General features: G+C 73.1%; 23 protein-coding genes and 1 pseudogene. 6 read left to right on the forward strand and 18 right to left on the reverse strand.

Annotated elements, in window-relative coordinates:
- Positions 1-190: 190 nt before the first annotated feature.
- Positions 191-1,120 carry a DUF3626 domain-containing protein gene (locus ACFYZL_RS07200; protein ID WP_388676848.1) on the reverse strand — a complete coding sequence of 310 codons (930 nt, stop codon included), beginning with the start codon at positions 1,118-1,120 and terminating at the stop codon, positions 191-193.
- Positions 1,121-1,526: 406 nt separating this feature from the next.
- On the opposite strand from ACFYZL_RS07200, the gene ACFYZL_RS07205 reads away from it, so the two are divergent.
- Positions 1,527-2,519: a sigma-70 family RNA polymerase sigma factor gene (locus ACFYZL_RS07205; protein WP_384755571.1), complete on the forward strand. Its 993-nt coding sequence runs from the start codon at positions 1,527-1,529 to the stop codon at positions 2,517-2,519.
- A 26-nt stretch (positions 2,520-2,545) separates the two neighbouring features.
- Here ACFYZL_RS07205 and ACFYZL_RS07210 read toward each other — a convergent pair whose 3' ends face one another.
- From ACFYZL_RS07210 to ACFYZL_RS07230, 5 genes are all read right to left on the reverse strand, one after another.
- Entirely contained in the window at positions 2,546-2,821 is a 276-nt protein-coding gene (locus ACFYZL_RS07210) for an isoamylase early set domain-containing protein (RefSeq protein ID WP_384755568.1), read from the reverse strand.
- Positions 2,822-2,915: 94 nt separating this feature from the next.
- Positions 2,916-3,176 carry a helix-turn-helix domain-containing protein gene (locus ACFYZL_RS07215; protein ID WP_388676852.1) on the reverse strand — a complete coding sequence of 87 codons (261 nt, stop codon included), beginning with the start codon at positions 3,174-3,176 and terminating at the stop codon, positions 2,916-2,918.
- Positions 3,176-3,667, reverse strand: coding sequence for a DUF2975 domain-containing protein (locus ACFYZL_RS07220; RefSeq protein ID WP_384755562.1), 492 nt, complete (start codon positions 3,665-3,667; stop codon positions 3,176-3,178). The genes ACFYZL_RS07215 and ACFYZL_RS07220 overlap by 1 nt, the downstream gene beginning before the upstream one ends.
- A gap of 32 nt (positions 3,668-3,699) precedes the next feature.
- Positions 3,700-4,224 (reverse strand): aminotransferase class I/II-fold pyridoxal phosphate-dependent enzyme, encoded by a 525-nt coding sequence (locus tag ACFYZL_RS07225; protein WP_388676855.1) that lies wholly within the window; start codon positions 4,222-4,224, stop codon positions 3,700-3,702.
- Positions 4,218-4,724, reverse strand: coding sequence for an aminotransferase class I/II-fold pyridoxal phosphate-dependent enzyme (locus ACFYZL_RS07230; protein ID WP_388676858.1), 507 nt, complete (start codon positions 4,722-4,724; stop codon positions 4,218-4,220). The genes ACFYZL_RS07225 and ACFYZL_RS07230 overlap by 7 nt, the downstream gene beginning before the upstream one ends.
- Between ACFYZL_RS07230 and ACFYZL_RS07235 the strand changes: the two are divergent.
- Together ACFYZL_RS07235 and ACFYZL_RS07240 are read left to right on the forward strand one after the other, a co-directional pair.
- Positions 4,725-5,717, forward strand: a pseudogene (locus ACFYZL_RS07235) (sensor histidine kinase); the annotation flags it as partial. It lies immediately after the preceding gene.
- Positions 5,702-6,349, forward strand: a complete 648-nt coding sequence (locus tag ACFYZL_RS07240) for a response regulator (protein ID WP_388676861.1) — start codon at positions 5,702-5,704, stop codon at positions 6,347-6,349. The pseudogene ACFYZL_RS07235 and the gene ACFYZL_RS07240, both read left to right, overlap by 16 nt.
- A gap of 12 nt (positions 6,350-6,361) precedes the next feature.
- On the opposite strand, the gene ACFYZL_RS07245 is transcribed toward ACFYZL_RS07240, so the two are convergent.
- Complete coding sequence (locus tag ACFYZL_RS07245) at positions 6,362-7,348, reverse strand: hypothetical protein (RefSeq protein ID WP_388676864.1); 987 nt, start codon at positions 7,346-7,348, stop codon at positions 6,362-6,364.
- A 244-nt stretch (positions 7,349-7,592) separates the two neighbouring features.
- On the opposite strand from ACFYZL_RS07245, the gene ACFYZL_RS07250 reads away from it, so the two are divergent.
- Positions 7,593-8,174, forward strand: a complete 582-nt coding sequence (locus ACFYZL_RS07250) for a DUF6529 family protein (protein WP_384755553.1) — start codon at positions 7,593-7,595, stop codon at positions 8,172-8,174.
- A 27-nt stretch (positions 8,175-8,201) separates the two neighbouring features.
- On the opposite strand, the gene ACFYZL_RS07255 is transcribed toward ACFYZL_RS07250, so the two are convergent.
- The 3 genes from ACFYZL_RS07255 to ACFYZL_RS07265 form a co-directional block, all read right to left on the reverse strand.
- On the reverse strand, positions 8,202-10,430 hold the full coding sequence (locus ACFYZL_RS07255; RefSeq protein WP_388676868.1) for a choice-of-anchor J domain-containing protein: 2,229 nt from the start codon (positions 10,428-10,430) through the stop codon (positions 8,202-8,204).
- A 164-nt stretch (positions 10,431-10,594) separates the two neighbouring features.
- Positions 10,595-11,530, reverse strand: coding sequence for a M56 family metallopeptidase (locus ACFYZL_RS07260; RefSeq protein WP_388676871.1), 936 nt, complete (start codon positions 11,528-11,530; stop codon positions 10,595-10,597).
- On the reverse strand, positions 11,527-11,901 hold the full coding sequence (locus ACFYZL_RS07265; protein WP_384755544.1) for a BlaI/MecI/CopY family transcriptional regulator: 375 nt from the start codon (positions 11,899-11,901) through the stop codon (positions 11,527-11,529). The genes ACFYZL_RS07260 and ACFYZL_RS07265 overlap by 4 nt, the downstream gene beginning before the upstream one ends.
- Positions 11,902-12,042: 141 nt before the next feature.
- Here ACFYZL_RS07265 and ACFYZL_RS07270 point away from each other — a divergent pair, with 141 nt between their 5' ends.
- Positions 12,043-12,648 carry a phosphatase PAP2 family protein gene (locus ACFYZL_RS07270; protein ID WP_384755541.1) on the forward strand — a complete coding sequence of 202 codons (606 nt, stop codon included), beginning with the start codon at positions 12,043-12,045 and terminating at the stop codon, positions 12,646-12,648.
- A gap of 72 nt (positions 12,649-12,720) precedes the next feature.
- Here ACFYZL_RS07270 and ACFYZL_RS07275 read toward each other — a convergent pair whose 3' ends face one another.
- The gene (locus ACFYZL_RS07275; protein ID WP_384755539.1) at positions 12,721-12,888 is read right to left on the reverse strand and encodes a hypothetical protein; all 168 of its coding nucleotides are present in this window, start codon (positions 12,886-12,888) and stop codon (positions 12,721-12,723) included.
- 337 nt (positions 12,889-13,225) lie between these two features.
- Between ACFYZL_RS07275 and ACFYZL_RS07280 the strand changes: the two genes are divergently transcribed.
- A complete protein-coding gene (locus ACFYZL_RS07280) occupies positions 13,226-13,504 on the forward strand; it encodes a DUF6296 family protein (RefSeq protein WP_388676876.1) in 279 nt (92 codons plus the stop codon).
- A 70-nt stretch (positions 13,505-13,574) separates the two neighbouring features.
- On the opposite strand, the gene ACFYZL_RS07285 is transcribed toward ACFYZL_RS07280, so the two are convergent.
- From ACFYZL_RS07285 to ACFYZL_RS07315, 7 genes are all read right to left on the reverse strand, one after another.
- The gene (locus ACFYZL_RS07285) at positions 13,575-14,939 is read right to left on the reverse strand and encodes a carotenoid oxygenase family protein (RefSeq protein WP_388676879.1); all 1,365 of its coding nucleotides are present in this window, start codon (positions 14,937-14,939) and stop codon (positions 13,575-13,577) included.
- Between the two features lie 33 nt (positions 14,940-14,972).
- Positions 14,973-15,413, reverse strand: a complete 441-nt coding sequence (locus tag ACFYZL_RS07290) for an SRPBCC family protein (RefSeq protein WP_384755247.1) — start codon at positions 15,411-15,413, stop codon at positions 14,973-14,975.
- Positions 15,414-15,469: 56 nt separating this feature from the next.
- Complete coding sequence (locus ACFYZL_RS07295) at positions 15,470-16,954, reverse strand: MFS transporter (protein WP_384755250.1); 1,485 nt, start codon at positions 16,952-16,954, stop codon at positions 15,470-15,472.
- A 115-nt stretch (positions 16,955-17,069) separates the two neighbouring features.
- On the reverse strand, positions 17,070-19,079 hold the full coding sequence (locus ACFYZL_RS07300) for an AAA family ATPase (protein ID WP_388676883.1): 2,010 nt from the start codon (positions 19,077-19,079) through the stop codon (positions 17,070-17,072).
- A gap of 45 nt (positions 19,080-19,124) precedes the next feature.
- Complete coding sequence (locus ACFYZL_RS07305) at positions 19,125-19,517, reverse strand: nuclear transport factor 2 family protein (protein WP_388676886.1); 393 nt, start codon at positions 19,515-19,517, stop codon at positions 19,125-19,127.
- Between the two features lie 112 nt (positions 19,518-19,629).
- Complete coding sequence (locus tag ACFYZL_RS07310) at positions 19,630-20,853, reverse strand: cytochrome P450, cyclodipeptide synthase-associated (RefSeq protein ID WP_388676889.1); 1,224 nt, start codon at positions 20,851-20,853, stop codon at positions 19,630-19,632.
- Between the two features lie 581 nt (positions 20,854-21,434).
- Positions 21,435-21,677 carry a hypothetical protein gene (locus ACFYZL_RS07315; RefSeq protein WP_384755261.1) on the reverse strand — a complete coding sequence of 81 codons (243 nt, stop codon included), beginning with the start codon at positions 21,675-21,677 and terminating at the stop codon, positions 21,435-21,437.
- Between the last annotated feature and the right edge of the window lie 138 nt (positions 21,678-21,815).

Here is a 21,815-nt window from a genome sequence, read left to right on the forward strand (position 1 = left end):
AGGGCGGGTGGAGCCGCGGAGTAGACCCCGCCGCCCTGGTGGTGGACGCCGGCCGACAGTTCGTCGACCGCGTCGACGGCCTTCTCCGGGCGGTACAGGTCCCGCAGCAGTCCGGGTACGTCCTCAGCCGTCCCGTAGGCGTGCTTCAGCGACGCCCAGGGGATGGCGTCGAGCCCCGCGAGAGCGTCGTTCATCGGTGCCCCTCCTCGACCTGCTGCTCACGGTGGCCGCGGCTGCTCCGCCCGGCCTCCGGCCCGCCCGGGGATTCCTCCGAGGGGCACGGAGGCGCCCCGAAGCGCGCGAGGCAGTGCCACACCTTCTTGATCGCCTGCGGGTCGTGGATGCCGGTGCGCACCGCGTCTCCGACGATGCGGGGATCGAGGACGCCGTCAACGGCGATCTTCCGGCCCAACTCGACGTGTTCCGGGCCACGGTAGTCGGGGTGGAGGCGGAGTTCCTCGGTCGTGAGGCGGAAGCCGGAGTGCCATTCCACGGGGCAGGCAAGGGCCCGGGCCGCCGCTTCCACGTCCGTGCCCCGGTAGCAGGGGTCCAGGACGAGCGCCTCCACATCGTGTTCCAGCCGGACGTGCCCGTGGACCTGCGCCTCGATGTAGTCGTCGAGGGCGTCCTGGGTGTCGGCCCGTGCGAGCTCGACCAACCGCATGCGAGTGGCGACGCCGAAGTCCGACGGTTCGAAGACGCTGTCCGGGTAGCAGAACGTCGTCCGGGCCAGCGTCCGCGCGGTGAGGCGGAAGTGCGCGGAACCGAACCGCGGCGCCGCGCCGACCGTCTTGCGGCGGAAGTTCAGCGCACCGTACACGGGCCGCTCGTGAGCCGCCGCGTCGTCGTACGCCCCGTCGAAGATCCGGCTCTCCCAGCGCCACCGGTCTCCGCCGGGATGGGCGGTCAGCCCACCGTTGCTCGTCCCCGTCACGAACTGCGAGCGGTAGCCGCCGTCCTCGCCCAGTACTTCCAGGAGCGGCCTGCCGTGGGTCGCCAGGCGGTCCGGGTGGAAGTTGAGGGTCACCCGCAGCCCGGGATCCATGGCAGGACCCGACGACAGCGCGGTGACATGACGAAGGGCCCGCTCCTGCGGTGTCCGGAAGACTTCGGCGCTCATCTGCGCAGTGTCCCCCAAGTCGATCACCCGGTGCACGCGGATTCCCCCGCCGCACCTGGCACGGGACCCGGACCGGACTGCGGTTCGCGGCGGAAGGACTCGCCGTCGTCGACCTCGAACCGGGCGCATCCGCCGCATCGCCGTCCGGGGCGGTCGCCCGCCCGTACCTCGCGAGCTTCACCGCGCCGGACGGCTCGACCGTGTCCCGCAGCGGGACCGACACGCTGCGCGTCGTGGACGGTCTGATCACCGAGGTGTGGTCGGTGTCCTCGGGCGCCGCAGGCCGGACCTTCTACCGGTAGGGACCCGGGACACCCGCCTCCGGCAGCGCGTCGACGGCATCGCGGGCGATCATGGAGCCGACACTGCTGTCAGTTGCCGGGGATGATGTTCGAAGGGGTGCGGCATGGGGGACGACGGGGCGGGCGGCGCCGCGGCGGAGCGGATCGAGGAATTCCGGCGGGAGTTGATCGGCTACTGCTACCGGATGTTGGGGTCGTACGTCGAGGCCGAGGATGCCGTACAGGAGACGATGGTCCGGGCGTGGCGGAGCATCGACCGTTTCGAGGGGCGGTCGGCGCTGCGGTCGTGGGTGTACCGGATCGCCGGGAACGTCTGCCTGGACGCCCTCGCCTCCGGCAAGCGGCGGGCGCTGCCGATGGATCTGGCGGGGCCGAGCGAGGGCGGCGCGCCGCCGATGCCCGTGGAGGAGTCCGCCCTGTGGGTGGAGCCATGCCCCGGCGGCGATCCGGAGGCGGCCGCGGCGACCGGCGAGTCCGTGCGGCTGGCGTTCGTCGCCGCGCTGCAGCACCTGCCGCCGCGGCAACGGGCGACGCTGATCCTGCGGGACGTCCTGGGGTTCTCGGCCCTGGAGGTCGCCGATCTGCACGGCTCCACCGTCGCCTCCGCGAACAGCGCACTGCAGCGGGCTCGCGCCACACTGGCCGTCCGCCGCGGGGCGACGGACGCGCCGGCCGGCCGGCCGTACGACGACAGGGTCCGCCGGGTGCTCGCCGAGCGGTACGCGGCCGCCTTCTCCCGTCACGACATGGAGGAGTTGAACATGCTCCTCCACGTCGACGCCACCCTGTGCCTGCCCCCGTACGCGAAGTGGATGCGCGGCGTCCCCGACATCCGGGCCTGGCTCACCGGCCCCGCGATCGGCTGCCGCGGCTCACGCCTCGTGCCGACGACGGCGAACGGCTCCCCCGCCTTCGGCCAGTACCGCCCCCGCACGGACGGCGGCACCGGGTACGTGCCCTGGGCCCTTCAGGTCGTCGAGTTCTGCGGCGACAGGATCTCCGGCATCACGGCCTTTCGCGACACCGACCGGTTCTTCCCGTTGTTCGGCCTGCCGGACCGCCTCGACGAGGAGGACGGGCCCGGCGTTCCCGGCTGACCGGGAAGGGGTTCCCCACCTGCCCGTCAGGTGTGGACGCGGCTGTTGGCACCGTCGTGGGCGTCGGCGTGCTCGTCGTCGAACCAGTAGTCACCGGCCGCCAGGTAGCGGAACGAGTGGCCGCCGTGGTTGGGCAGCGCGACGGTGGCGGCCCGGGTGCCGTCGCCCCGGGAGGTGAGGGGATGCGCGGCGGGGTTCCAGTGGTTGAAGTCCCCCACCACGCTGACCGGGCCGTCCGGGGTGTGCTCTGGGAGGACGAAGGTGACCTGGGTACGGCCCTTGAGCGACTTGCGTTCGAGCATCGAAACTCCCGGCGGTGAAGCGGGACAGAGGAACCCGCACCCTCGCACAGGCATGGCCGCCGCCTCCCCGTACACACCGCCGACGGCCCGGCCGTCACCCGCCTGGCCGCCGGATCCCCGCCACGTCCTCCGGCTCCGACTTCGCCTCCGCCTCGGACTCCCAGCGCAGCAGATCGCCCGGCTGGCATTCGAGCACCTCGCACAGTGCCGCGAGCGTCGTGAAGCGCACCGCCTTGGCGCGGCCGTTCTTGAGCACCGCCAGATTGGCGGGTGTGATCCCCACGCGCTCAGCGAGCTCGCCCACGGACATCTTCCGCCGGGCCAGCATCACGTCGATGTCGACGGCGATCGGCATCAGATCACCTCGTCCAGTTCGGCCTGCATCTGCGTCGCCTCGACGTCGCGCGCGACGGCCTGCGCGAGCAGCATCCGCAGCACGAGCACGATGAGTGCCACGCCCAGGATGGCGACGCCGACCCCGCCCATGATGACGGTGACACCCGGGTCCTCCCGCTGGCCCGGCGCGTTGACGGCCGTGACCGCGAACCACAGCAGGGCGGCCGCCACGATCGCGCCTATCACGCCGTCCACGTAACGGAACGCGGCGTGGGAGAACACGGTTCCGCGTCGCACCATCGACACCAGCCGCCATACGCAGACCCCGGTGACCTGGGCCGACAGCATGCCCAGGATCGTGATCACGCGCAGCGGCGTCAGCGGGACCGTCCCGTCCTCGGGGTCGTTCCCGCTGACCAACGTCCAGACCATCATCGCCTGTACGAGCACGGTGCCGGTGAGCACCACCACCAGCACGGCGCGCAGTGCACCCACCGTCAGCTTTCCCATGACCCAGCCTCCCATCGAGCTACGATGGGAATCTATCGAATTTCGATAGGTGGGGCAAGGGATGCGTCGCGCGACAGAGCCGTCCAGGCGGCGGTCAGGCGGGTGACCAGTTCCCTCGCCGTGTCCGGGGCGAAGGAAAAGGGCAGGCGGAGGAAGTCGTCGTGCGCCCCCGTGGTGTCCATGGTGTTGCCGGGGATGACCTCGGCGCCGTGGCGCAGGGCCAGCTGGGCGTAGCCGTGGGCGCCGGTGCCCGGTGGGAGCGGGATCCACAGCGCCGAACCACCCTGCGGGGGCTGCCAGCGCCAGTCCGGGAGGTGCTCGTCGAGCAGTCGGGTCATCGTCGCGAGCCGTTCGCGGCGCAGGCGTTCGCGGTCGGGTGCGAGGGTGGCGAGCCCGGGCAGCAGACGCGCGGCCAGGGCCTGGTCCAGCAGGGGGCTGCCGAGGTCTTCGAGCGCCTTGAGCCGCGCCAGGGGTTCGACGGCCTCACGGGGCCCGCGGATCCAGCCGATCCGCAGCCCGCCCCAGACCGCCTTGGTCAGCGAGCCCACTGTCAGCACCGTTCCCCCGGCGGGGTGCGCGGCGATCGGCGGCGGTGCCTGACCGGGAGCGAGGGCCGCCGCGTGCGCGTGTCCTCGACGACGACGGCGCCGTGCTCGGCGGCGAGCTGGGCCACCCGGCGGCGCCGTCCGGCGGACATCAGGATGCCGGTGGGGTTCTGGAAGGTCGGCGTGACGTACAGCAACGCGGGCGTGTGGGTGGCCAGTTCGGTGGCGAGCCGGTCGATCCGTACGCCGTCGGCGTCGAGTTCGACGCCGACCGGCCGGGCACCGGCCGCGCGCAGCACGTCCAGGCAGCCGGGCCAGCCGGGGGACTCCACGATCGCGGTCGATCCCCGCCCGAGATGCAGCCGGGCGATCAGGGCGACCGCCTGTGTGGCCCCGGTCGTCGTCACCACGACCTGCTCGGGCAGGGTCGGCAGTCCGTCGGCGCTGTGGTGGTCGGCGATCGCCGTGCGCAGCGCGGGCAGGCCGGCCGGGTGGTAGCCGGCGTCGCTCACCAGGCCGGGCCGGTGACGCGGATGGCCACCGGCTATTGGTGGAACGGCTTCGGATACGAACGCACCCGCCGGGACGCCCTGATGGACCAGAGGTGGCGGATCTGGTGGGGCGACCCGGCCACCTGGCGCGATCTGAGGTTCGCCGTGGTCGCGCCGGTGACCGCGGGCGTGGTCGCCGCGCTGCCGCCGGCCGCGGTGGCCACGGCGGTCCTCGGACTCTCCCAACCGGGTTGGCCGGCACGCATCGTCGGGGCGTGCGGCCTGGTCGTGGCCGTCGCCGCGTCCCCCTACGCGTGGCGGACCGTCGAGCCGGTGGCCGTCCGCTTCCTGCGCCCGTCGCCCGCGATGCTGCTGGCGGACCGCGTGGACGAGCTGACCGCCATGCGCGCGGACGCGACGATCGCGCAGGCCGCCGAGATCCGCCGGATCGAGCGGGACCTGCACGACGGAGCGCAGGCCCGTCTGGTCGCGCTCGGCCTGTCCTTGGCGACCGCCGAGAAGCTCATGGAGACCGACCCGGAACAGGCCAGGACGCTGATGCGGGACGCCCGCGCCGGGGCCGGCGCCTCGCTGACCGAACTCCGTGAGTTGGTCCGGGGCATCAGCCCTCCCGTGCTGAACGAGCGGGGACTCGTCGACGCCGTCCGCGCCCTCGCCCTGGACGTTCCCCTCGACGTGACCGTCCGCGCCGACACCGCGCTGCGCCTGGACCCGCCGATCGAGTCCGCCCTCTACTTCGGGATCGCCGAGCTGCTGACCAACGCGGTCAAGCACGGCCGGGGCCGCCGCGCGCGCGTGGCCCTCGTACAGGACGGCACCGGCGTCGTCGCCGAGGTCGAGGACGACGGCCGGGGCGGGGCGGACATCCGGGCGGGCGGCGGGCTCGCAGGCCTGCGTCGGCGCCTCGCGGTCTTCGGCGGCGCCCTGGAGATCACCAGCCCGGCGGGCGGACCGACGTGTGTGAGGATGGCGCTGCCATGCGAATCGTCGTAGCGGAAGACCTCTACCTCCTGCGTGACGGGATGGTGCGCCTGATCGAGGCGTACGGGCACGAGGTGGTGGCCACCGCCGCCACCGGGCCCGAGACGCTGGACGCGCTGCGGACCTGGCGCCCGGACGTGGCCGTCATCGACGTCCGCATGCCGCCGACCCAGTCGGACGAGGGCCTGCGGGCCGCGCTCGCGGCCCGCGGCGACATACCCGGGCTGCCGGTCCTGATCCTCTCCCAGCACGTCGAGCAGTTGTACGCCCGCGAGCTCCTGGCCGACGGCTCCGGCGGCGTCGGCTACCTCCTCAAGGAGAGCGTGTTCGACGCCGACCAGTTCGTCGACGCCCTGGAGCGCGTCGCGGCGGGCGGGACGGCCATGGACCCGGCCGTGATCGCGAGGCTCCTGGCCGGCGGTGCGCCGAGCCCTGGGCTCGCACGGCTCACCGAGCGCGAGCACCCCGTGCCGGGTCTCATGGCCGAGGGACTGTCCAACCAGGCCATCGGGCGGCGCCTGTTCCTCAGTGAGGGCGCCATCGGGAAGTACACGACGTCCCTGTTCGGCAAGCTCGGCATCACGGAGGACCAGGACACCAACCGCCGCGTCCGCGCGGTCCTCGCCTACCTGAACGAGTCGTAGCCGCCGCCACGCTCACGGGCGCCAGTCGGCCTCCAGGTCGTGGGAGGGGGTCTTGGTGAGCTGGGTCAGGGCCGTGCCGTCCGCCCGTACCAGGTAGAGGTGTTCGGGGTCCGCGTCGTCGGTGCCGCCCCTGGTGAAGACCAGGCGGCGTCCGTCCGGGGACCAGGAGGGGTTCTTGTCGTTGAAGCGGTCCGAGGTGATGCGGTGGAGTCCGGTTCCGTCGGGGCGGACGAGGTAGAGGTGGGCGAAGCCGGAGGCGTCCACTCGGCTGAACGCGATCCGGTTGCCGCGTGACCAGTCCGGGGTCCCGTCGTGGGAGTCGGGCCCGGTGACCGCCGTCTGCGCCAGGGTGGACAGCCGGATCTTCATCAGCCTGCTGTGCCCGGCCGTGTCCGCACGGCTGAACGCCAGGTACGTGCCGTCCGGGGACCAGGTCGGGTGGAGGTCGTCCTCGGCGGTGTGGGTGAGGCGGGTGGCGGGAGTGCCGTCGATGTCCGCCACGTAGATCTCGCGCTGGGTGCCGACCGGCTTGGCGTAGGCGATCCGCTTGCCGTCCGGGGACCATGCCGGGTCACAGGCGCCCTTCGTGCCGGGGACGGGCTTCGGGTCGCCGCCCGTGGCCGTCATCGTCCAGATCCCGTCGACGGCGCCACCGGAGCCGTAGCGTACGAACGCCACCCGCTTGCCGTCCGGGGACCAGCTGGGCATCACGTCGCTGACGGAGGGGGTGTGGGTGAGCTTCCCCGGTGTGCCGCCACCGGGAGAGATCGCGTAGAGGTCTTCCGTGGGCGCCGCCGTCGTGTAGCGGGCGAAGACGATCGTGCGGTCCCCCGCCGGCACCGCGTCCCCGGCCGCTCCGAGCGTCAGTGGAACGGCCACGGTGACCGCCATGGCGTAGAGCGCCGCCCGGCGGTGGTGCGCGATGCGGCTCGCGCCGGTCCCGCGCGGCTTTCCGGTGGCTCTGGCGTCGTCGGCGGCACGGTGCTGATGACGTGTCACGTTGTCCATCCCGATCCCCCCTGCGGCCTGCGGCAGGCCCCTTCGACCCGCAAACATCCCACCGATGGGCCCGGGAGGGAAGCAAGCGCGGGGGCGCGCACCACGAGTGCCCGCACCGGGGGGCGGGGGCAATCGGTTGCCGATGAAGCCGGTTCTGCGGCCGCGTCGCCCCGTGTTCGTCGCACCGGCCGAGTACAAGGGATGACGAACCGCCGACCCTCGGCGTTCCGAGACGAGGAGCACCATGTCGCACGCCCGGCCCGCTCTGCGCCGCCCGGAGGGCGGGCTCGCCCTCGTCCTGGCGTCGGGGGCTGCCGCCGCCGTCTTCGTCGCCCTGTTCCTGTTCGGCCGGGCGAACACGCCGGACTACACCGCGACGCTGTTCGGCCGGGGCGACGCCGATGCCCTGCGCCTCAAGGCACAGCTCGCCACCGGCGTCCTGGCCTTGGCCGTCCTCCAACTGCTGCTGGCGCTGTGGATGTACGGCCGGCTGCCCGGCGCGCGCCGAGTGCCGGGCCCGGTGCCGATCACCCACCGGATCGTCGGTGTGCTGCTGTTCGCCCTGACCGTCCCGATCGCGGTGCATTGCGTCCGGGCGTACGGCGTACAGCTGACGGGCTCGCGCGTGGCGGTGCACTCGATCGCGGGGTGCTTCTTCTACGGGGCGTTCGCCGCCAAGGTCCTGCTGGTGCACAGCCGCCGCCTGCCGGGCTGGGCGCTGCCCCTGGCCGGGGGCGCGCTGGCGGTCGCCGTGGTGGTCCTTTGGTATTCGAGCGCGCTGTGGCACTTCAACGGGGACGGCGTGCCGGTGCTGTCGGTCGGGTGACGGCACCGGCACTGCGGTGGCAGGGGGTCAGCTGCCGCCCGGCTGGAGCGCACCGTTGACGGTGAGCCGGTAGGGCGCCGGGGCCATGATCGTCTCGGTGGGTTCGTAGTGGTCGACGATGGCGAAGACCGTTTCGGCCCTGGCGCCCAGCAGGCGGTGCAGTCGGCGTTCGTCGAGGGCCGCGTGGCGGTCGGCGTCGAGGGGGACGTCGGCGGTCCAGGCGCGCTTGTGGTCACCGGTGTAGGCGACGAGGCGCAGGCTGATGCCGGGGATCTTGTGGATCTGGTAGTTGCTGATCGTCTGCCAGCCGGTGAGGGAGGAACCGTCGGAGATCAGGGTGGAGCCGGACCTGATGTTGTCGATCCACAGGCCGGCCTCGGCGAAGAAGGCGTCGGTCCGGTAGCGGAAGGCGACGAGTACGGTCTGGCCGGCGAGGTCGGAGAGGTCGATGCTCTGGTGGGTCCAGCCACCGGAGTCGCCGTTGAAACCGGGTAGCAGGGCTGTGATCCCGGCGTCGGCGTCGCCGTTCAGGGTGGTGGTCATGGCGGCGTTGCGGCGTGAGGTGAAGGTGGCTCCGCCGTCGGTGGAGACTTGGACCACGCCGAGGTCGTAGCCCTGTTCGATCTCCCATCGGGCGTCGAAGGACAGGGTGGGGTCCGCCGGGTCGACGGTGACCGAGCGGACGATGCTGCGGTCGAGGGCGTTCTGCGCGGGACCGGAGTGGAGGGCAGGGTCGCCGGACGCGTGACCGTCCGGGTCGACGGTCCACTCCACCGGGCTCACCGGGTAGTCGGCGGGCGAGTCGAAGGTCAGCGAGCGGAGCGCGGCCGCGGTCAGGGGGCCGCCGGAGGCGTCGCGCAGGCGGACGAAATCGGCGCCGTTGGAGGGGGCACCGGGGCGGGAGTACGCGAAGGGGGTGTCCAGGTTGACGGTGGAGTGGAGCGGCTTGGCCCGGAAGCGGCGGGGGTCGGCGCCGGTGAGTTCGGCACCGTCGTCGAGGATCCCGTCGAGGGCCGCGGTGGTGGACCAGTCGCGCAGGAGGGCGAACGGGTCCTCGTGGGCGCCGTGCCGGGCGAGCGTCTTGGCGAGGCGGTCGATCCCGGAGCCGCCGCCTTCGAAGAGCAGGTCCCTGACGAAGCCGTGTCCGTGGCGCTCGGCGAGGGTGTGGATCATGGTCTCCGCGGCGCCGTAGTCACACAGGAAGCTATGGCCGGGGTCGCCCCAGACGCTGAGGGAGTTCTCGGGGCCGCCGTCGCGGTCGCCGTAGGCGTCGGTGTAGCCGGGCGGGAACATGGCCTGCTGACGGCCCTGGAAGCAGCCGATCTTGAGGTTCTTGAGGGCGTCCTGCCTGCGGTCGTCGTAGCCGACCAGCCATCGGGCCCATTCGGCCGTGCCCTCGATGGTCCAGGCGGCGCCTTGGGGGTCCTTCGCCCCGCTGTACCAGAGCACGTGGTTGTACTCGTGGGCGAGGAGGCCCTCGATGTAGTTCGGCAGCGGGAAGCCCTCCCAGATGCGGCAGGGGGTACCGCCCAGGTCGGCCGGCTTGGCGCCCAGCATGGTCTTCCAGCCCGCGGCTTCGATGGTGAGCATGTTGCGGTCGACCGTCTCGACGTCGGCGCTGAGGAACTCCCCACCGGCCGCGATGTTGTCGACGAGGACGACGACGCGGTCCCCCTTGCCGCGCCAGGCGTCCGCCGGGATGCTCGGGTCGAGGAGTTCCGGTTTGGCGTGGCTGCCGTCACGGGGCCTGGGGACGCCGAAGACCTTGGCCTGGCGGGGGCGGATCACGTGCTCGAACTGGTCGCCCAGGTAGCGCAGCTGCCGGTCGGTGATCACGAGGTCGTCGGCGTTGGAGGTGCTGCAGTCGTCGGTGTCCACCCGCAGGTCACCGGTGGGGACCCAGAACTCGGCGTGCGGGCTGAGGGAGCGCAGTCGGAACTCCCGCAGTACGGCCTGGCCAGAGAAGTCGATCGTGGGCCAGGAGCGGAGCGTACCGACGACCGCCTCACCGCCCCCGTACCGGCCGGCCTTCGCCTGCTCGGACAGCCGGGGGGAATGGCGCCGCTTGTGGTGCGACGAGTGACCGTCGTGGCCCCCGCGCCCTCGCGCGTCCGGGGCCGACCGGGGCAGGGGCTGGGGTTGAGGTCGGGCCTGGGCCGGACCTGGTGGTGGCAACCACGCCACCAGGAGTGCGGTCAGGACCAGGGACCACCATGCGGCTCGCGTACTCGCCGTGGTCGGGGGAGGCCGGCGCATCTGTCTTCTTCCGGAGAAGTGGATGATGCGGAAAGCTAGCGAAACCCGGCATTTCTCCCGCGCATGTCGAGCGGGGCGTGTCATGCGGGACGTGTCGTGCGGGCGCTGGAGGACGCGGCATCCGCGAGCGAGGCGCCGGTCGCGGCCCGACGGTTGACGTGCGGTCAGTCGCCCCGCGGCGCCTCGCCCTGTGCGATCTCGACCTTCCGGTGCAGGCTCACGAGCCCGTCCGTGGTACCCGCGAGGGTCGCGGCCGAGACCGCGAGGAGCAGGCAGGCCGCCGCGACCGTCTGCCCGCGTCGAGGAGCCGTCGGCCGGAGCAGCGCTCGCACGCGCTGCGGTACGGGGCCACCCGCGGCTCCCGCGGCGAAGGAGGGGCGGGCCGCCCCGCCGGCGTTCCCGGCGAGGGCCGCGCGGCCGATGGCCCGGGCGGTCAGAGTGCGGTCGCCCACCGCGCTCGCCGCGGATTCGTCGGCGACGCGTTCGACCGCCAGCCCGATGGCATCACGCAGTCCGCGCAGGGCGGGATGGCAGCGGGCGCCCAGATCGGCGGCGGCGAGGAAGTAGTGGTGGCGGCCGGCCAGGTGGGCGCGTTCGTGGGCGAGGAGGGCCTCCCGCTCCGGTCCGTCCAGCGCGCGCAGCATGCCGGAGGTCACGACCACGCGCCCCGGGTTCCCCGGGAGGGCGTAGGCGTCCGCATCGGAGCGGTCCAGGATGCTGAGGTCCCCCGCGGAGGACGCGTACCGCAGTTGCGCGTGCGCGGCGCGGTACTCGCACAGTCGGCGCGTTGCCGACCGGGTGATGGCGCAGGCACACACGGACAGCGCGCCGACGGCGAGTGCGGTCGCCGGATAGGCGACCGCGGCGGGCTCGACGTTCCAGGGATGGATCAGGTGGCCCAGACGCGCCACGGCGGGCACGGTGAGCGCGCCGGCGAGGAGCAGGCCGCCGAGGGCCGCGAGCCATCCGGCCGCCAGCACGCACGCCGTCGCGCTCAGCGCCCACATCGCGGCCACGGGCCGCATGCGGGGAGCGGCCTCGCGCACGAGCACGGGCGCGGCGAAGGGCATCAGCAGCGACACGAGGAGCGCGGCGATCACCGCCCGCCACCCCCCTCCAGGAGGTCGCGCAGTATGCGCTCGTCCTCGGGACCGAGGTCCGAGACGAACCGGGCCAGCACGGTCCGCCGGTCGCTGTCCTTGTCGAGCTCGTGGTGCATACGACGGGCGGTCAGGCCGTGGGCGTCCCGTACGGGGAAGTAGGCGAATCCGCGGCCGGAGCGTTCCCGGCCGACCGTCCCCTTCTCGAAGAGGCGGGAGAGGATCGTGGTCACCGTCGTACGGGCCAGCTCCACGTCCAGGCCGCGCTGCACCTGGCCGGCGGTGCGGGGGCCGTCGGCCGCCCACAGCGCGGCGAGCACGCTCGCCTCCAGCTCCCCCGCCCCTCTGCGCTCGGCAGCACCCTCCACCATGGCGTCCCCCTCGTCTCCTGATCGTCTACAGTTCAGTAGACCGTCTACACGATTGTAGTCGGTCCACGCATCGCCGCTGCCGCGGGCAGCCGGACCGATCCGCTCCCGGCGGGCCGCCACGCACCGGAATGAGGCCCCTGCATGAATCTCGCATATGACGGCTCGGCCATCGACGGCCCCGCCTACCTGGAGGTCGTCGGCCTCGCCCACCGGGCGCCCGGCTGGGTCGACGGGCTGATCACCGGCTGGTCCGACTACGGGCTGGGAGTGTTCGCGCTGCTGATGCTCGTCGCGTGGTGGCGGGCCCGCCGTGCGGGGACCCCGGCCGCCGTCACCGCCCTGGCGGTCCCGCTGGTCACCGTCCTCGCCTTCGGCGTCGACTCGCTGCTGAAACTGGCCGTCCGCGAGGACCGTCCCTGCGAGCGGTTGCACGTGCTCACCCTCGAGGCGTGCCCCGCATCCGGAGACTGGTCCTTCCCGAGCAACCACGCGGCCCTCGCTTCGGCCGCGGCCTTCGCGCTGCTCCTCGTATCGCGCCGGCTGGGCCTGGTCGCCATGGCCGCGGCGGCCTTGATGGCGGCCTCCCGGGTGTGGGTGGGCGTGCACTACCCGCACGACGTGCTCGTCGGCTTCGTCGTCGGCGCCCTCGTCGCGCTCCTCGCCACCTGGGCGGTGTGGCGCCGGCAGACCGCACTCGCCGCCCGGCTGAAGGACGGCCCGCTGCGACGGCTGGTGGCCGCGGCGTGACCAGCCGCCTCCGGCACGAGTCCGGCGCCGGCGGCCTCGCCGTCACACGGGGCGCCGGTCACCGGACGCCGGTCACCTCGCGGAGGAATCCGGCAACCGGCGGAGTTCGAGCATGGCCACCGCGATCTTCACCGCCGTGGAGATGGTCAGGGCCTGGAGGAACGGCATGCCCATGAGCCACAGCGCCAGCATCATGACGGTGAGGACGAGGAACGCGGGGAGCAGATTGGTTCGCGTCAACGCGGTCCTCAGGTGCCCGGCTCTGCTCCGCGGCTGATCCGGCGTCCCGATCGGACGCGCGGTGAGGCCCTCTTCCCCGGCTTGCGGCATCGGCTCCTGCCCTTCCCTCGTGGTCGGCCCGGGCAACGAGCCTCCGGCGCGCCCCGGCGCAGTGCCACCGCTGCCGTCCGTCCCCGCCGCCATCCGACGTACAGGTTCACCTCACCGGGCCAGGTGGGGTGCTTTTTCGTCGGCGCGCCGCGGCCGGCCTGCGCGGCCGGCGGGTGGGGCTTAGCGTGGCGGGTAGGGGACCACCGCCATGCGCACGGCGGACGCAATCACGGCAGGAGGACCAGCCATGAGCACGCCGAACGAACCCGAGGGCCCCGGATCTCCGGACGGGGACACCGGTCCGTTGGACGCCTTCGAGGTGGTCTTCGCGGCCGTGGACGGCCTCGGGGAGGACGTCGTACGCATGACCCGCACCAGCGGGACGGGACCGGGCGGCCACCCCGTCTACGAGGACGCCACCGGCATCGTCCGCGCGGAGATCAGCGACAAGGGCGAGGTGCGCGTACTGGCGACCGGAGGCGGTCAGCAGGCCGCCCGCGTGCTGCGGGCCAAGGCCGTCACCTGACCCCCCGTTGCCGCTCGCGCGGGTGCGCCCGTCCGGCCCCGGCCGGACGGGCGCACCCGCGCGGGGAGTCTCAGCCCGCCGTGTCCTCCAGTGCGCCGTCGGGGACCCAGGAACCGTGGACCCCGGCCGGTACCCGGTGGGGCAGGTGGACGGTGGCGACGCGGTCGAGGCCCGAGGCGTCGAGGACCAGCAGCTGCGAGGCGTCCTGCTTGAGGTCGGACACGACGGTGAGCAGGTAGCCGTCGTCCTCGCAGGAGGCGTTCGCGGCCGGGACGAACACGGCCTCGCCGGGCAGCCGGGCGTCGCCGACCTGGTGGATGCGGCGGGCGCCGGTGGTGCGGTCGTACTTGACCACTCCGTAGCCCCCGAACCCCTTCTCGTCGGGGAAGGAGATGGCGTAGTGGTAGCGGTTCTCCGTGCCCGTGTAGTCCTCGTTGAGGGTCGGGAACTCCACCGGCAGGTCGTCGACGATCTGCTCGGACACGGTGCCGTCGGCCGGGTCCAGGACCCAGCGCCTCGTGTACGAGCGGGACGCGGGCTCGCTGCCGCGTCCCGGAGCGCCGGTCCACCAGTTCCAGGAGAGCTCGAAGCCCTCGCGGTCCACGGTCGGACCCTCCAGGACGATGCGGCCCCGCCCGTCCTCGAAGGCGTTGGCCACGTGCAGCACGTTGCCCGGCTCGATGGAGAACCAGCGGACGTCGCGGGCCCCGTCGCCGCCGCGCGGCATGATGCCGATGCGGGCGGGCTGCCCGTCGTTCCACGCGTACGGGATGCCGGAGTGCTCGGTCGGGTCGAAGGTGACGTTGCCTTCGATGAAGACCACGTGGCGACGGGTGATGGCGAAGTCGTGCTTGAGCGCCGCCGTGGCCCCCGCGACCTCGCTGCTGTGGGTGACCTCGCCCTTGGCGTCGGCGACGTAGTAGGTCAGGAACGGCGGGAACGGGGACGAACCGAAGAAGTGGAGCTCCCCGGTCACCGGGTCCGTCTTGGGGTGCGCGGTCATCGCGCCGGTCAGCTTCCCCGAGAAGTCGTACGCGCCGACGGTGTCGAGGTCCGGGGTGAGCTCGAAGGGGAAGTTCGACTCGCACAGGGCCAGGAGCCGCCCGGCGTGCTCGATGACGTGCGTGCCGGCGGTGCTGGCGGTGAAGTCGGGGCCCCGCTCGGTCATGTAGGGGGCGCCGTCGAGGGCGGGGGTGTGCACCCAGCGGTTGCGGTACCACTCGGCGCGGCCGTCGCGCAGCCGGATGCCGTGGACCATGCCGCTGCCCTTGAACCAGTGGGTGGGGGTGACGCCGGGCTTCGGGTTGTGCCCGTTGCGGAGCAGCCTGCCGGTCAGCTCGGGGGGCAGGGAACCCTCGACGGTGAGCTCGGTGGCGGTGACCTCCTCGACGAGGGGGGTGTAGTGGCCGGTCAGGTACGGCTTGGAAACGGTCATTGCGGAACCTCTCCCTTTAGATGTGACGGTTGATCAGACGGCTTGCTCGGCACGGACCTTGAGGTGCGACAGCCAGGCCTCCAACGAGGCGTAGAGGGCCTTGCCCAGTTCCTCGGCCGCGGCCTCGACCGGGGCGCCGCTCCAGGACTCCTCGGTGCGGACGACGACCGCGTCACCGTCCTGCTCGAACGTCCAGACGTGGATGCCGGTGATCCCGGCGGAGGGTCCGCCCCAGACGATTCGCCGCTCGGGGGTCATTTCGTACACGGTGGAGGTGATCTCCATGCCGTGCGTGCGCCAGGCGAAGGTGCTGCCCGGTGCCGTCGGGCCGTCGGGCTCGGTCATGTCGATGTCCGGGTTCCAGGTGGGCCAGGCGGCGATGTCGGTGTGCACCTCCCACACCGTGGCGAGCGGGGCGTGGACTCGGGTGCTCAGGCGGGCTGTCGCCGGAGCGGTCTCGTCGATGGTGACCATGGTCGTTCTTCCTGTCGGAGGGGGTGGTGGGGGTGTGCGGGGGCTGATCCGTCGGCTCAGCCCGTGCGGGAGAGGCGCGGCGTGGCCGCCGGCGGGGTGCCGGGAGGGGCCGGGGCGCGCCGGGTGAAGAGCAGTGCGAGCACCGCCGTCGCGGCAAGCACCGCGGCGGAGACGGCGAAGGCGGTGCGGTAGCCGGCGGTGAGGGCCTCCGCGGCGGGCGCGGAGTGCGGGGCGTGAGCGGTGACCGATCCGGCCAGTGTCGTCAGGGCGGCCAGACCGATCGCGCCGCCGACCTGCCGGGTGGTGTTCACGAGCCCGCCCGCCAGGCCCGCGTCCTGCGGGCCGACGCCCTCCACGGCGAACGCGGTGATCTGGACGAAGGCCGCGCCGAGGCCGAGGCCGACCAGGACGCTCGGGCCGAGCACGTCGGCCGCGTAACTCCCGTCCACGCTCAGCCGGGACAGCCAGAGCAGTCCGGCGGCTTCCGTCAGCAGGGCCGCGGTCACCGCCGCCCGGGCGCCGATCCGCCGGGCGAGCAGCGGAGCGAGAACGGAGCCGAGCATGTTGGCCGCGGCGAAGGGCAGCTGACCCGCACCGGTGGTCAACGGGCCGGATCCGAGGACCTGTTGCTGGTAGAGCGGCAGGAAGAAGAACAGCGCGATCCATACGGAACCCAGCAGGGCCATCAGAAGGTTGCCCGCGGCGACCCGGCCGGCGCGCAACAGCCGGGGCGGTACCAGCGCGTCCGGCGAGCGGACCTCGATCACGGCGAAGGCCGCGAACAGCACGGCGGCGGCGCCGAGGGCGCCCACCACCCGGGCGTCGCTCCAGCCGGTGGCCCGGACGGTGGTCAGCCCCCAGACCAGGCAGGTCAGGGCGAGGGTCACGGTGGCCGTGCCCAGCAGGTCGAACCGCCCGGACGGCCCGTCGGCCCCCCGCCCGGACCGCGGCGGTACGCACACCGTCACGGCGGCGAGGACCAACGCCGTCCCGAGCACGACCGAGTGGAAGATCCACGGCCAGCCCCATGCCTGGGTGACCGCACCGCCCAGCAGGACCCCGGCCGCTCCTCCCGCACCGGAGACGGCTCCCCACACGCCCAGTGCCCTCCCGCGCCCCGGGCCGGACGGGAACAGCTCCATCGCCAGGGCGAGCGAGGCGGGGGCGATGGCGGCGGCGCCCAGGCCCTGCACGGCTCGGGCCGTGATCAGTACGCCGGAGGACGTGGCCAGTCCCGCCGCCGCCGAGGCGGCCCCGAAGAGCGCGAGCCCCGCGATCAGCACCCGGCGGCGGCCGAGGAGGTCGGCGAGCCGCCCGCCGGCCAGGAGCAGCGCCCCGAAGGCCAGGCCGTAGGCGTTGACCACCCAGGTGGTCCCGCCGTCCGACAGCCCTGCCCCGGAACGGATCTGCGGGAGGGCCACGTTGACGATCGAGGTGGCGAGCATGACGGTGAACTGGGCCGCGGCGAGCGCCGCGAGCACCGCGCCCGGCCGGGGTGCCCGGCGGGCCGCCGGGGCCGTGTGTGTCCGTACTGCGTTCATGGCACGAAGATTCGCGCCGGACACCGTCCACTCTCCAGGCCCTGCGGCGCCGAGCCCTGTCCACTGCTGTCCGCAGCTGTCCACCCGGTCCCGCAGGGCCCCTCCCCCGGTGCCGCTACCGGAGGTCGTGCAACTCCCGCTGCCACAGGGCGTCGCACAGCAGGTCCAGGCCCTGCCGCAGATGGCGGCGGTAGGTGCCGTACGGGAGCCCGAGGCGGCGCGCGGCGGCCTCCTGGGTGGGTGCGCCGGAGAAGTGGCCCGCCGTCAGTGCCTCGCGGGCGCGGACCCCGCGCGGGTCGCCGGCGAGGTCGTCGACGGCTCGGCGCAACAGGGCGCGCAACTCGGCGACGGGCTCGGCGAGGTCGGCCGCCAGCCGGGTGCGCAGCAGGGCGCAGGCGGCGAAGGCCCCCGGGTCGCGCCAGTGCGCCAGCGCCTCCCGTACGGCCTGGTCGAACGCGGCTCGGGAGAGGGGCGAAGGTCCCTCGGGCACGGGCAGGGCCGCGGCGTCGGCGGCCTCCGTGAACCGCAGGAGCCAGTTCTCCACGGGCAGTTGACGCCAGTCCACACCGAACAGCCCGTAGTCGTACGCGCCGACGCGCGGACGCGCCCCGGTGTCCACCAGGGTCCCCCGCACCCGCTCGGCCCAGGTCTCGGCGTCCCGGAAGACGGCGAACCCGTAGGCGCGCCCACGCGCGCGGGCGCTCTCGGCATGGGCCCGGGAACTGCTCAGGTCGGTGACGCGCGACGGGACCTGGTAGCGCTCCGGATAGACCGAGAAGCGGCTGACGCCTATGTGCTCGCCGGACCGCACCGGCGCGGTGGCATCGGCGTACGCCCACGCCGCGGCCACGACCGGGTCGGTGGCCAGGTCCAGGGGGTCGGGAGGGGCCGGCAGGGCCAGCCGGGCCGTGAACGCCACGATCCGGCCCGAGCTCACCAGGCGGTAGACGCTGAAGGCCTGCGGCTGGCGGCGCGCCCAGTAGCGGACCAGTTCCGCGGAGGCCGGCCCTTCCGTCTCCTCGGCCATGCGCAGGACGACGTCGAGGTCGTCCGGGTGCAGGGGGCGGTCGTGCACCTCGTCCTCGCGGGACCAGGTCCGCAGCCGGGCCAGTGTCTCGCCCTCCCGGAAGAGGTGGAACAGATCGTCGGTGACCGTCCACACCCGGTCCTCGGGCGCCTCGCGCAGCAGGCGCAGGTACTCGTCCGCCAGTCGTCGGCGCATCGCGCCGAAGGCGTTGGGTGCCCGCCAGCGCAGATCGGCGGCGAGCGTCTCGCGGGCCGCGTCGTGCGGGTACAGGCCGCGGAACGCGGACTCCATGAACGGCAGGTCCCGCAGCCAGGCGAAGAGCAGATGGGCGTCCTCCTCGGGCAGCACCGCGGCGAGCAGCTCCTCGGACGTGGAGTGCGCCTGCGCCGCCACTTCCAGGGCCCGGCGGTGAGCCGCGGTGGGCACCTCGCCGATCAGGCCCGCCAGCAGGGTGCGCAGCACTCCCGCCGAGGGGGCCCAGACCGCCTCGCGGCCGCAGCCCTCGGATCCCGCGGCGGCCGCGAGGGACAGGGCCAGCGGGTTGCCCCCGGCGAAGCGGAGCACCCGGTCGCGCAGTTCGGGCCGGATCTCCGCCGCGATCAGCAGGCGTCGCGCCTGCTCCTCGGAGAACGGTTTCAGCTCGGTCACGTGCAGCAGCCCGGCCCAGGCGGGGTCGGCGGCCCACTGCGGCCGCGGTGCGCGCCGCCCGCCCAGGACGACCAGGGTGTCGTCGGCGGCGCGGGGCAGGAAGTGCTGCCACAGCCAGTCCTCCAACCACTGGCAGTGCTCGAAGGAGTCCACGAACAGGACGGCGCCCGGAACGTCCAGGAAGGGGCCTGCGGCACGCTCGAAGTCGGCCGGGTCCCTGCTGACGAACCGGCCGTCGAGTTCGACGAGGAGCCGGCCCGCGACACGGGCGTGGTCGGCCATGCGCCGCAGCAGCGTCGACTTCCCGATGCCGCCCGGCCCGTACACGTAGAACGCGAACGGGGCGTGCGGGTCACCGGCCAATGCCCCCTCGAAGCGGCCGAGTTGCTCCTCCCGGCCGACGAAGGCCCGTACGCGCGCCCTGCTCAGCCTGTCACCGACGGATACCACGACCGCTCCTCGCCTCTCGTGCCCTCCGGCGCTGTCCTGCGGATCTCATCTGACGGAGCCGAGGTTGGCGTCCTCGGGGTGGCCGTCGACCAGCAGCGTGGTCTCGTCGACGCGCTGGAACCGGCCGTCGGGGGCCATCACGGCGAAGAGGTGGACCTCGATGCGCGAGATGCGCCCGTTGTCCCGTTCGACGGTGACGGTGTGCCGGTCGGCGTACCGCGGTCCGTCGCGCAGTTCCTCGTGGACCTCGATGTGTCCGCCTCGGACCAGGGAGCGCAGCCGCGTCATGTGCCGGACGAAGTCGGCCCGATCGCTCCACACTCCGTTGGTGCGCTGGCGGTAGTCGGGGGTGAAGTGCCGTTCGACGGCCTCTTCGAGGCCGAGGCCGGGGGTGAAGAGCAGGTCGTTGAGGGCACGGGAGATGTCGGTGGCGCTCATGGTTGCCTTCGCAGGGTGTGGGGGGCAGTTGGCACGGAAGCAGGAAGTACGGGAGGTTGTGGGAAGTACGGGAGGTTGTGGCAAGGACGAGAGGTTGTGGCAAGGACGCCCGTCAGCCGCGGACGGGCGTGAAGTCGAGCGGCAGGGCCACGGGACCCCGGGTGTACAGCCCGGCTTCCCGGTAGTGGGAGCCGGGGCTGTGACGCACCTGGTCGAGCAGGGGCAGGAGCATTCCGGCGACGGTCTCGATCTCGGCGCGTGCGAAGGCCGCGCCGACGCACTGGTGCAGTCCGGCGCCGAAGGCCAGGTGCTGGGCGGCCGCGGTGAAGGAGCGGGCGGTGCCCAGGTCCGGGCGGTGGGTGTCGAAGGTGTCCGGGGCGGTGAAGACCGCGGGGTCGCGGTTGGCCGCGCCGATCATGCAGAAGAGCGTGGCGCCCGCCGGGACGGTGGCGCCGGCGAACACGGCGTCCGCCTCGGCCTGACGCGGAATGAGCTGCACCGGCGGAGTGAAGCGCATCGTCTCGGCGATCGCGGCGGGGAGCAGTTCGGGGTCCCGGCGCACCTCGGCCAGTTGCTCGGGGTGGTCGATCAGGTGCTTGAAGAGCAGGGCGAGCGTCTTGTCCGCGGGCTCGGTGGCGGCGGCCAGAACGTTGACGACCAGTGCGGTGACGTCACGGTCGCTCATCGCGACGCCGTCGAACTCCGCGGCGCACAGCTGCGATATCAGGTCCTCGCCGGGGTCCCGGCGCCGCTGCGCGATGACGGGGCGCAGGTACGCCTCCAGCTGTTCGGCGCAGTCCAGGCAGTGCCGGCGGCGCTCGGGGGAAAGGTCCAGGCCGGTGATGAACTCGACGACACCCGAGTTCCAGGCGGCCACCCGCTCCCGGTCCTGCGGGTCCAGGCCGAGCACGGCGAGGGTCACCCGGACGGCGAGCGGCTTGCCGAAGTCGCCCACCAGGTCGATCCGGCCCTCGGGGAGGAAGGGTGCGATGAGTTCCGCCGCGTGGGCGCGGACGGCGTGGACGTGGTCCTGGAGTGCACGACCGGTGAGGGCCCGTACGACGATCTTCCGTTTGGCGGTGTGCTCGGCCCCGATCATCTGCGCGAGGACCCGGCCGCGCATCACCGGTTCGGCACGCGCCTGGAGGGTCTCGGTCGTGAACGCCTCGTGGTCGGTCAGCACCCGTCTCACGTCCTCGTGGCGGGAGAGGAAATAGCTGTCGATCCCCGGCTCGTAGTGCACCGGAGCCCGCTCCCTGAGCCGGGCGAACCAGCGGGAGGGGTCGGCCGCGAAGTCCTCTGACAGGACGCTGACATCGGGATCGGCCAAGGGCATGGGGGGAGACCTCTCGACGTGCACGGTGCGGAGGGAGCCGGTCCGTCCCTCGGACCCGCCCGGTGGGCAGGACGAACGAACGAACCCGCGGGTTGCCTCCGTTGCCCCCATGTTGTCAGGGGCACGACTTCAACCGCGCAGCGGGCGGACGCTCGGATCCGCCGGGCGGACTCAGACAGTCCGTGGGTTTTGCCGCGAACGCCGACTCCCCACGCGACGACTCCCCGGAGGCGGGCCGCACGATCGGGGGCCCACCGCGCATCCCCGCATCCTTCGAATGGCCCCACTACGGAGGGCAGCCGATGGCACTGCCGGCCCTGTCGTTGGAGGCCCGCGCGCTGCTCTCGCTCCCGTACCGGGGATCCGCGGAGGCGGATCGGGCGGCGGAGGAGGGGGCCGACCGGTTCGAGGTCGTCAACGTCTCGTTCTGGATCCGTGACGAGGATCTGCGGGCCGGGGGCCGGGGAGCTGCGTCACGTCCGCCGGTCCTGCGAAGTCGCCTGATCCTTACGCCACCGGGGCCCCGGCCGGCGGCGCGGCGCGGCGCGACCCCGGGGCATGCCCGGGGCCGGCCGTCTCCGTCAGTAGCGGACCCAGAGGACGATGATGTCCTGGCGGGTGGAGCTGAGGGGCTCACAGAAGAAGATCGGTCCCCAGATCCCGTACCCCGCCTGCCCGGTGGCCTGGCAGTCGGCGTACGAGGTGTGGTGGCTGCGTGCGTAGAAGCCGGGGCCGGGAGCGGCCTCGGCCGTGCCGGTGATGCCGAGCGCCAAGGCTCCGGCCGTGGCGACGGTGGCCAAAGCGGCTGCTGCGCGGCGGTACATGGCATGTCCTCCTGAAACGCCGGGATGCCCCGGCATCGTGCCCGACGATGCGTGTGTGCGGTACGTGCCGGCTGCGCAGCCGGGCACGAACGTACCGGCACGGACAGAGCCGCACAATAGGTCTAGGCCAATACGCCC

Source organism: Streptomyces sp. NPDC001717, assembly GCF_042892775.1.
Taxonomy (GTDB): domain Bacteria; phylum Actinomycetota; class Actinomycetes; order Streptomycetales; family Streptomycetaceae; genus Streptomyces.

What these genes read in the sequence shown, in the direction of transcription:
- ACFYZL_RS07200 (WP_388676848.1), bottom strand. Translation starts at nt 1,120, where the DNA reads ATGAGCGCCGAAGTCTTCCGGACACCGCAGGAGCGGGCCCTTCGTCAT.
- ACFYZL_RS07205 (WP_384755571.1), top strand. Translation starts at nt 1,527, where the DNA reads ATGGGGGACGACGGGGCGGGCGGCGCCGCGGCGGAGCGGATCGAGGAA.
- ACFYZL_RS07210 (WP_384755568.1), bottom strand. Translation starts at nt 2,821, where the DNA reads ATGCTCGAACGCAAGTCGCTCAAGGGCCGTACCCAGGTCACCTTCGTC.
- ACFYZL_RS07215 (WP_388676852.1), bottom strand. Translation starts at nt 3,176, where the DNA reads ATGCCGATCGCCGTCGACATCGACGTGATGCTGGCCCGGCGGAAGATG.
- ACFYZL_RS07220 (WP_384755562.1), bottom strand. Translation starts at nt 3,667, where the DNA reads ATGGGAAAGCTGACGGTGGGTGCACTGCGCGCCGTGCTGGTGGTGGTG.
- ACFYZL_RS07240 (WP_388676861.1), top strand. Translation starts at nt 5,702, where the DNA reads ATGCGAATCGTCGTAGCGGAAGACCTCTACCTCCTGCGTGACGGGATG.
- ACFYZL_RS07250 (WP_384755553.1), top strand. Translation starts at nt 7,593, where the DNA reads ATGTCGCACGCCCGGCCCGCTCTGCGCCGCCCGGAGGGCGGGCTCGCC.
- ACFYZL_RS07255 (WP_388676868.1), bottom strand. Translation starts at nt 10,430, where the DNA reads ATGCGCCGGCCTCCCCCGACCACGGCGAGTACGCGAGCCGCATGGTGG.
- ACFYZL_RS07265 (WP_384755544.1), bottom strand. Translation starts at nt 11,901, where the DNA reads ATGGTGGAGGGTGCTGCCGAGCGCAGAGGGGCGGGGGAGCTGGAGGCG.
- ACFYZL_RS07270 (WP_384755541.1), top strand. Translation starts at nt 12,043, where the DNA reads ATGAATCTCGCATATGACGGCTCGGCCATCGACGGCCCCGCCTACCTG.
- ACFYZL_RS07280 (WP_388676876.1), top strand. Translation starts at nt 13,226, where the DNA reads ATGAGCACGCCGAACGAACCCGAGGGCCCCGGATCTCCGGACGGGGAC.
- ACFYZL_RS07285 (WP_388676879.1), bottom strand. Translation starts at nt 14,939, where the DNA reads ATGACCGTTTCCAAGCCGTACCTGACCGGCCACTACACCCCCCTCGTC.
- ACFYZL_RS07290 (WP_384755247.1), bottom strand. Translation starts at nt 15,413, where the DNA reads ATGGTCACCATCGACGAGACCGCTCCGGCGACAGCCCGCCTGAGCACC.
- ACFYZL_RS07295 (WP_384755250.1), bottom strand. Translation starts at nt 16,954, where the DNA reads ATGAACGCAGTACGGACACACACGGCCCCGGCGGCCCGCCGGGCACCC.
- ACFYZL_RS07305 (WP_388676886.1), bottom strand. Translation starts at nt 19,517, where the DNA reads ATGAGCGCCACCGACATCTCCCGTGCCCTCAACGACCTGCTCTTCACC.
- ACFYZL_RS07310 (WP_388676889.1), bottom strand. Translation starts at nt 20,853, where the DNA reads ATGCCCTTGGCCGATCCCGATGTCAGCGTCCTGTCAGAGGACTTCGCG.
- ACFYZL_RS07315 (WP_384755261.1), bottom strand. Translation starts at nt 21,677, where the DNA reads ATGTACCGCCGCGCAGCAGCCGCTTTGGCCACCGTCGCCACGGCCGGA.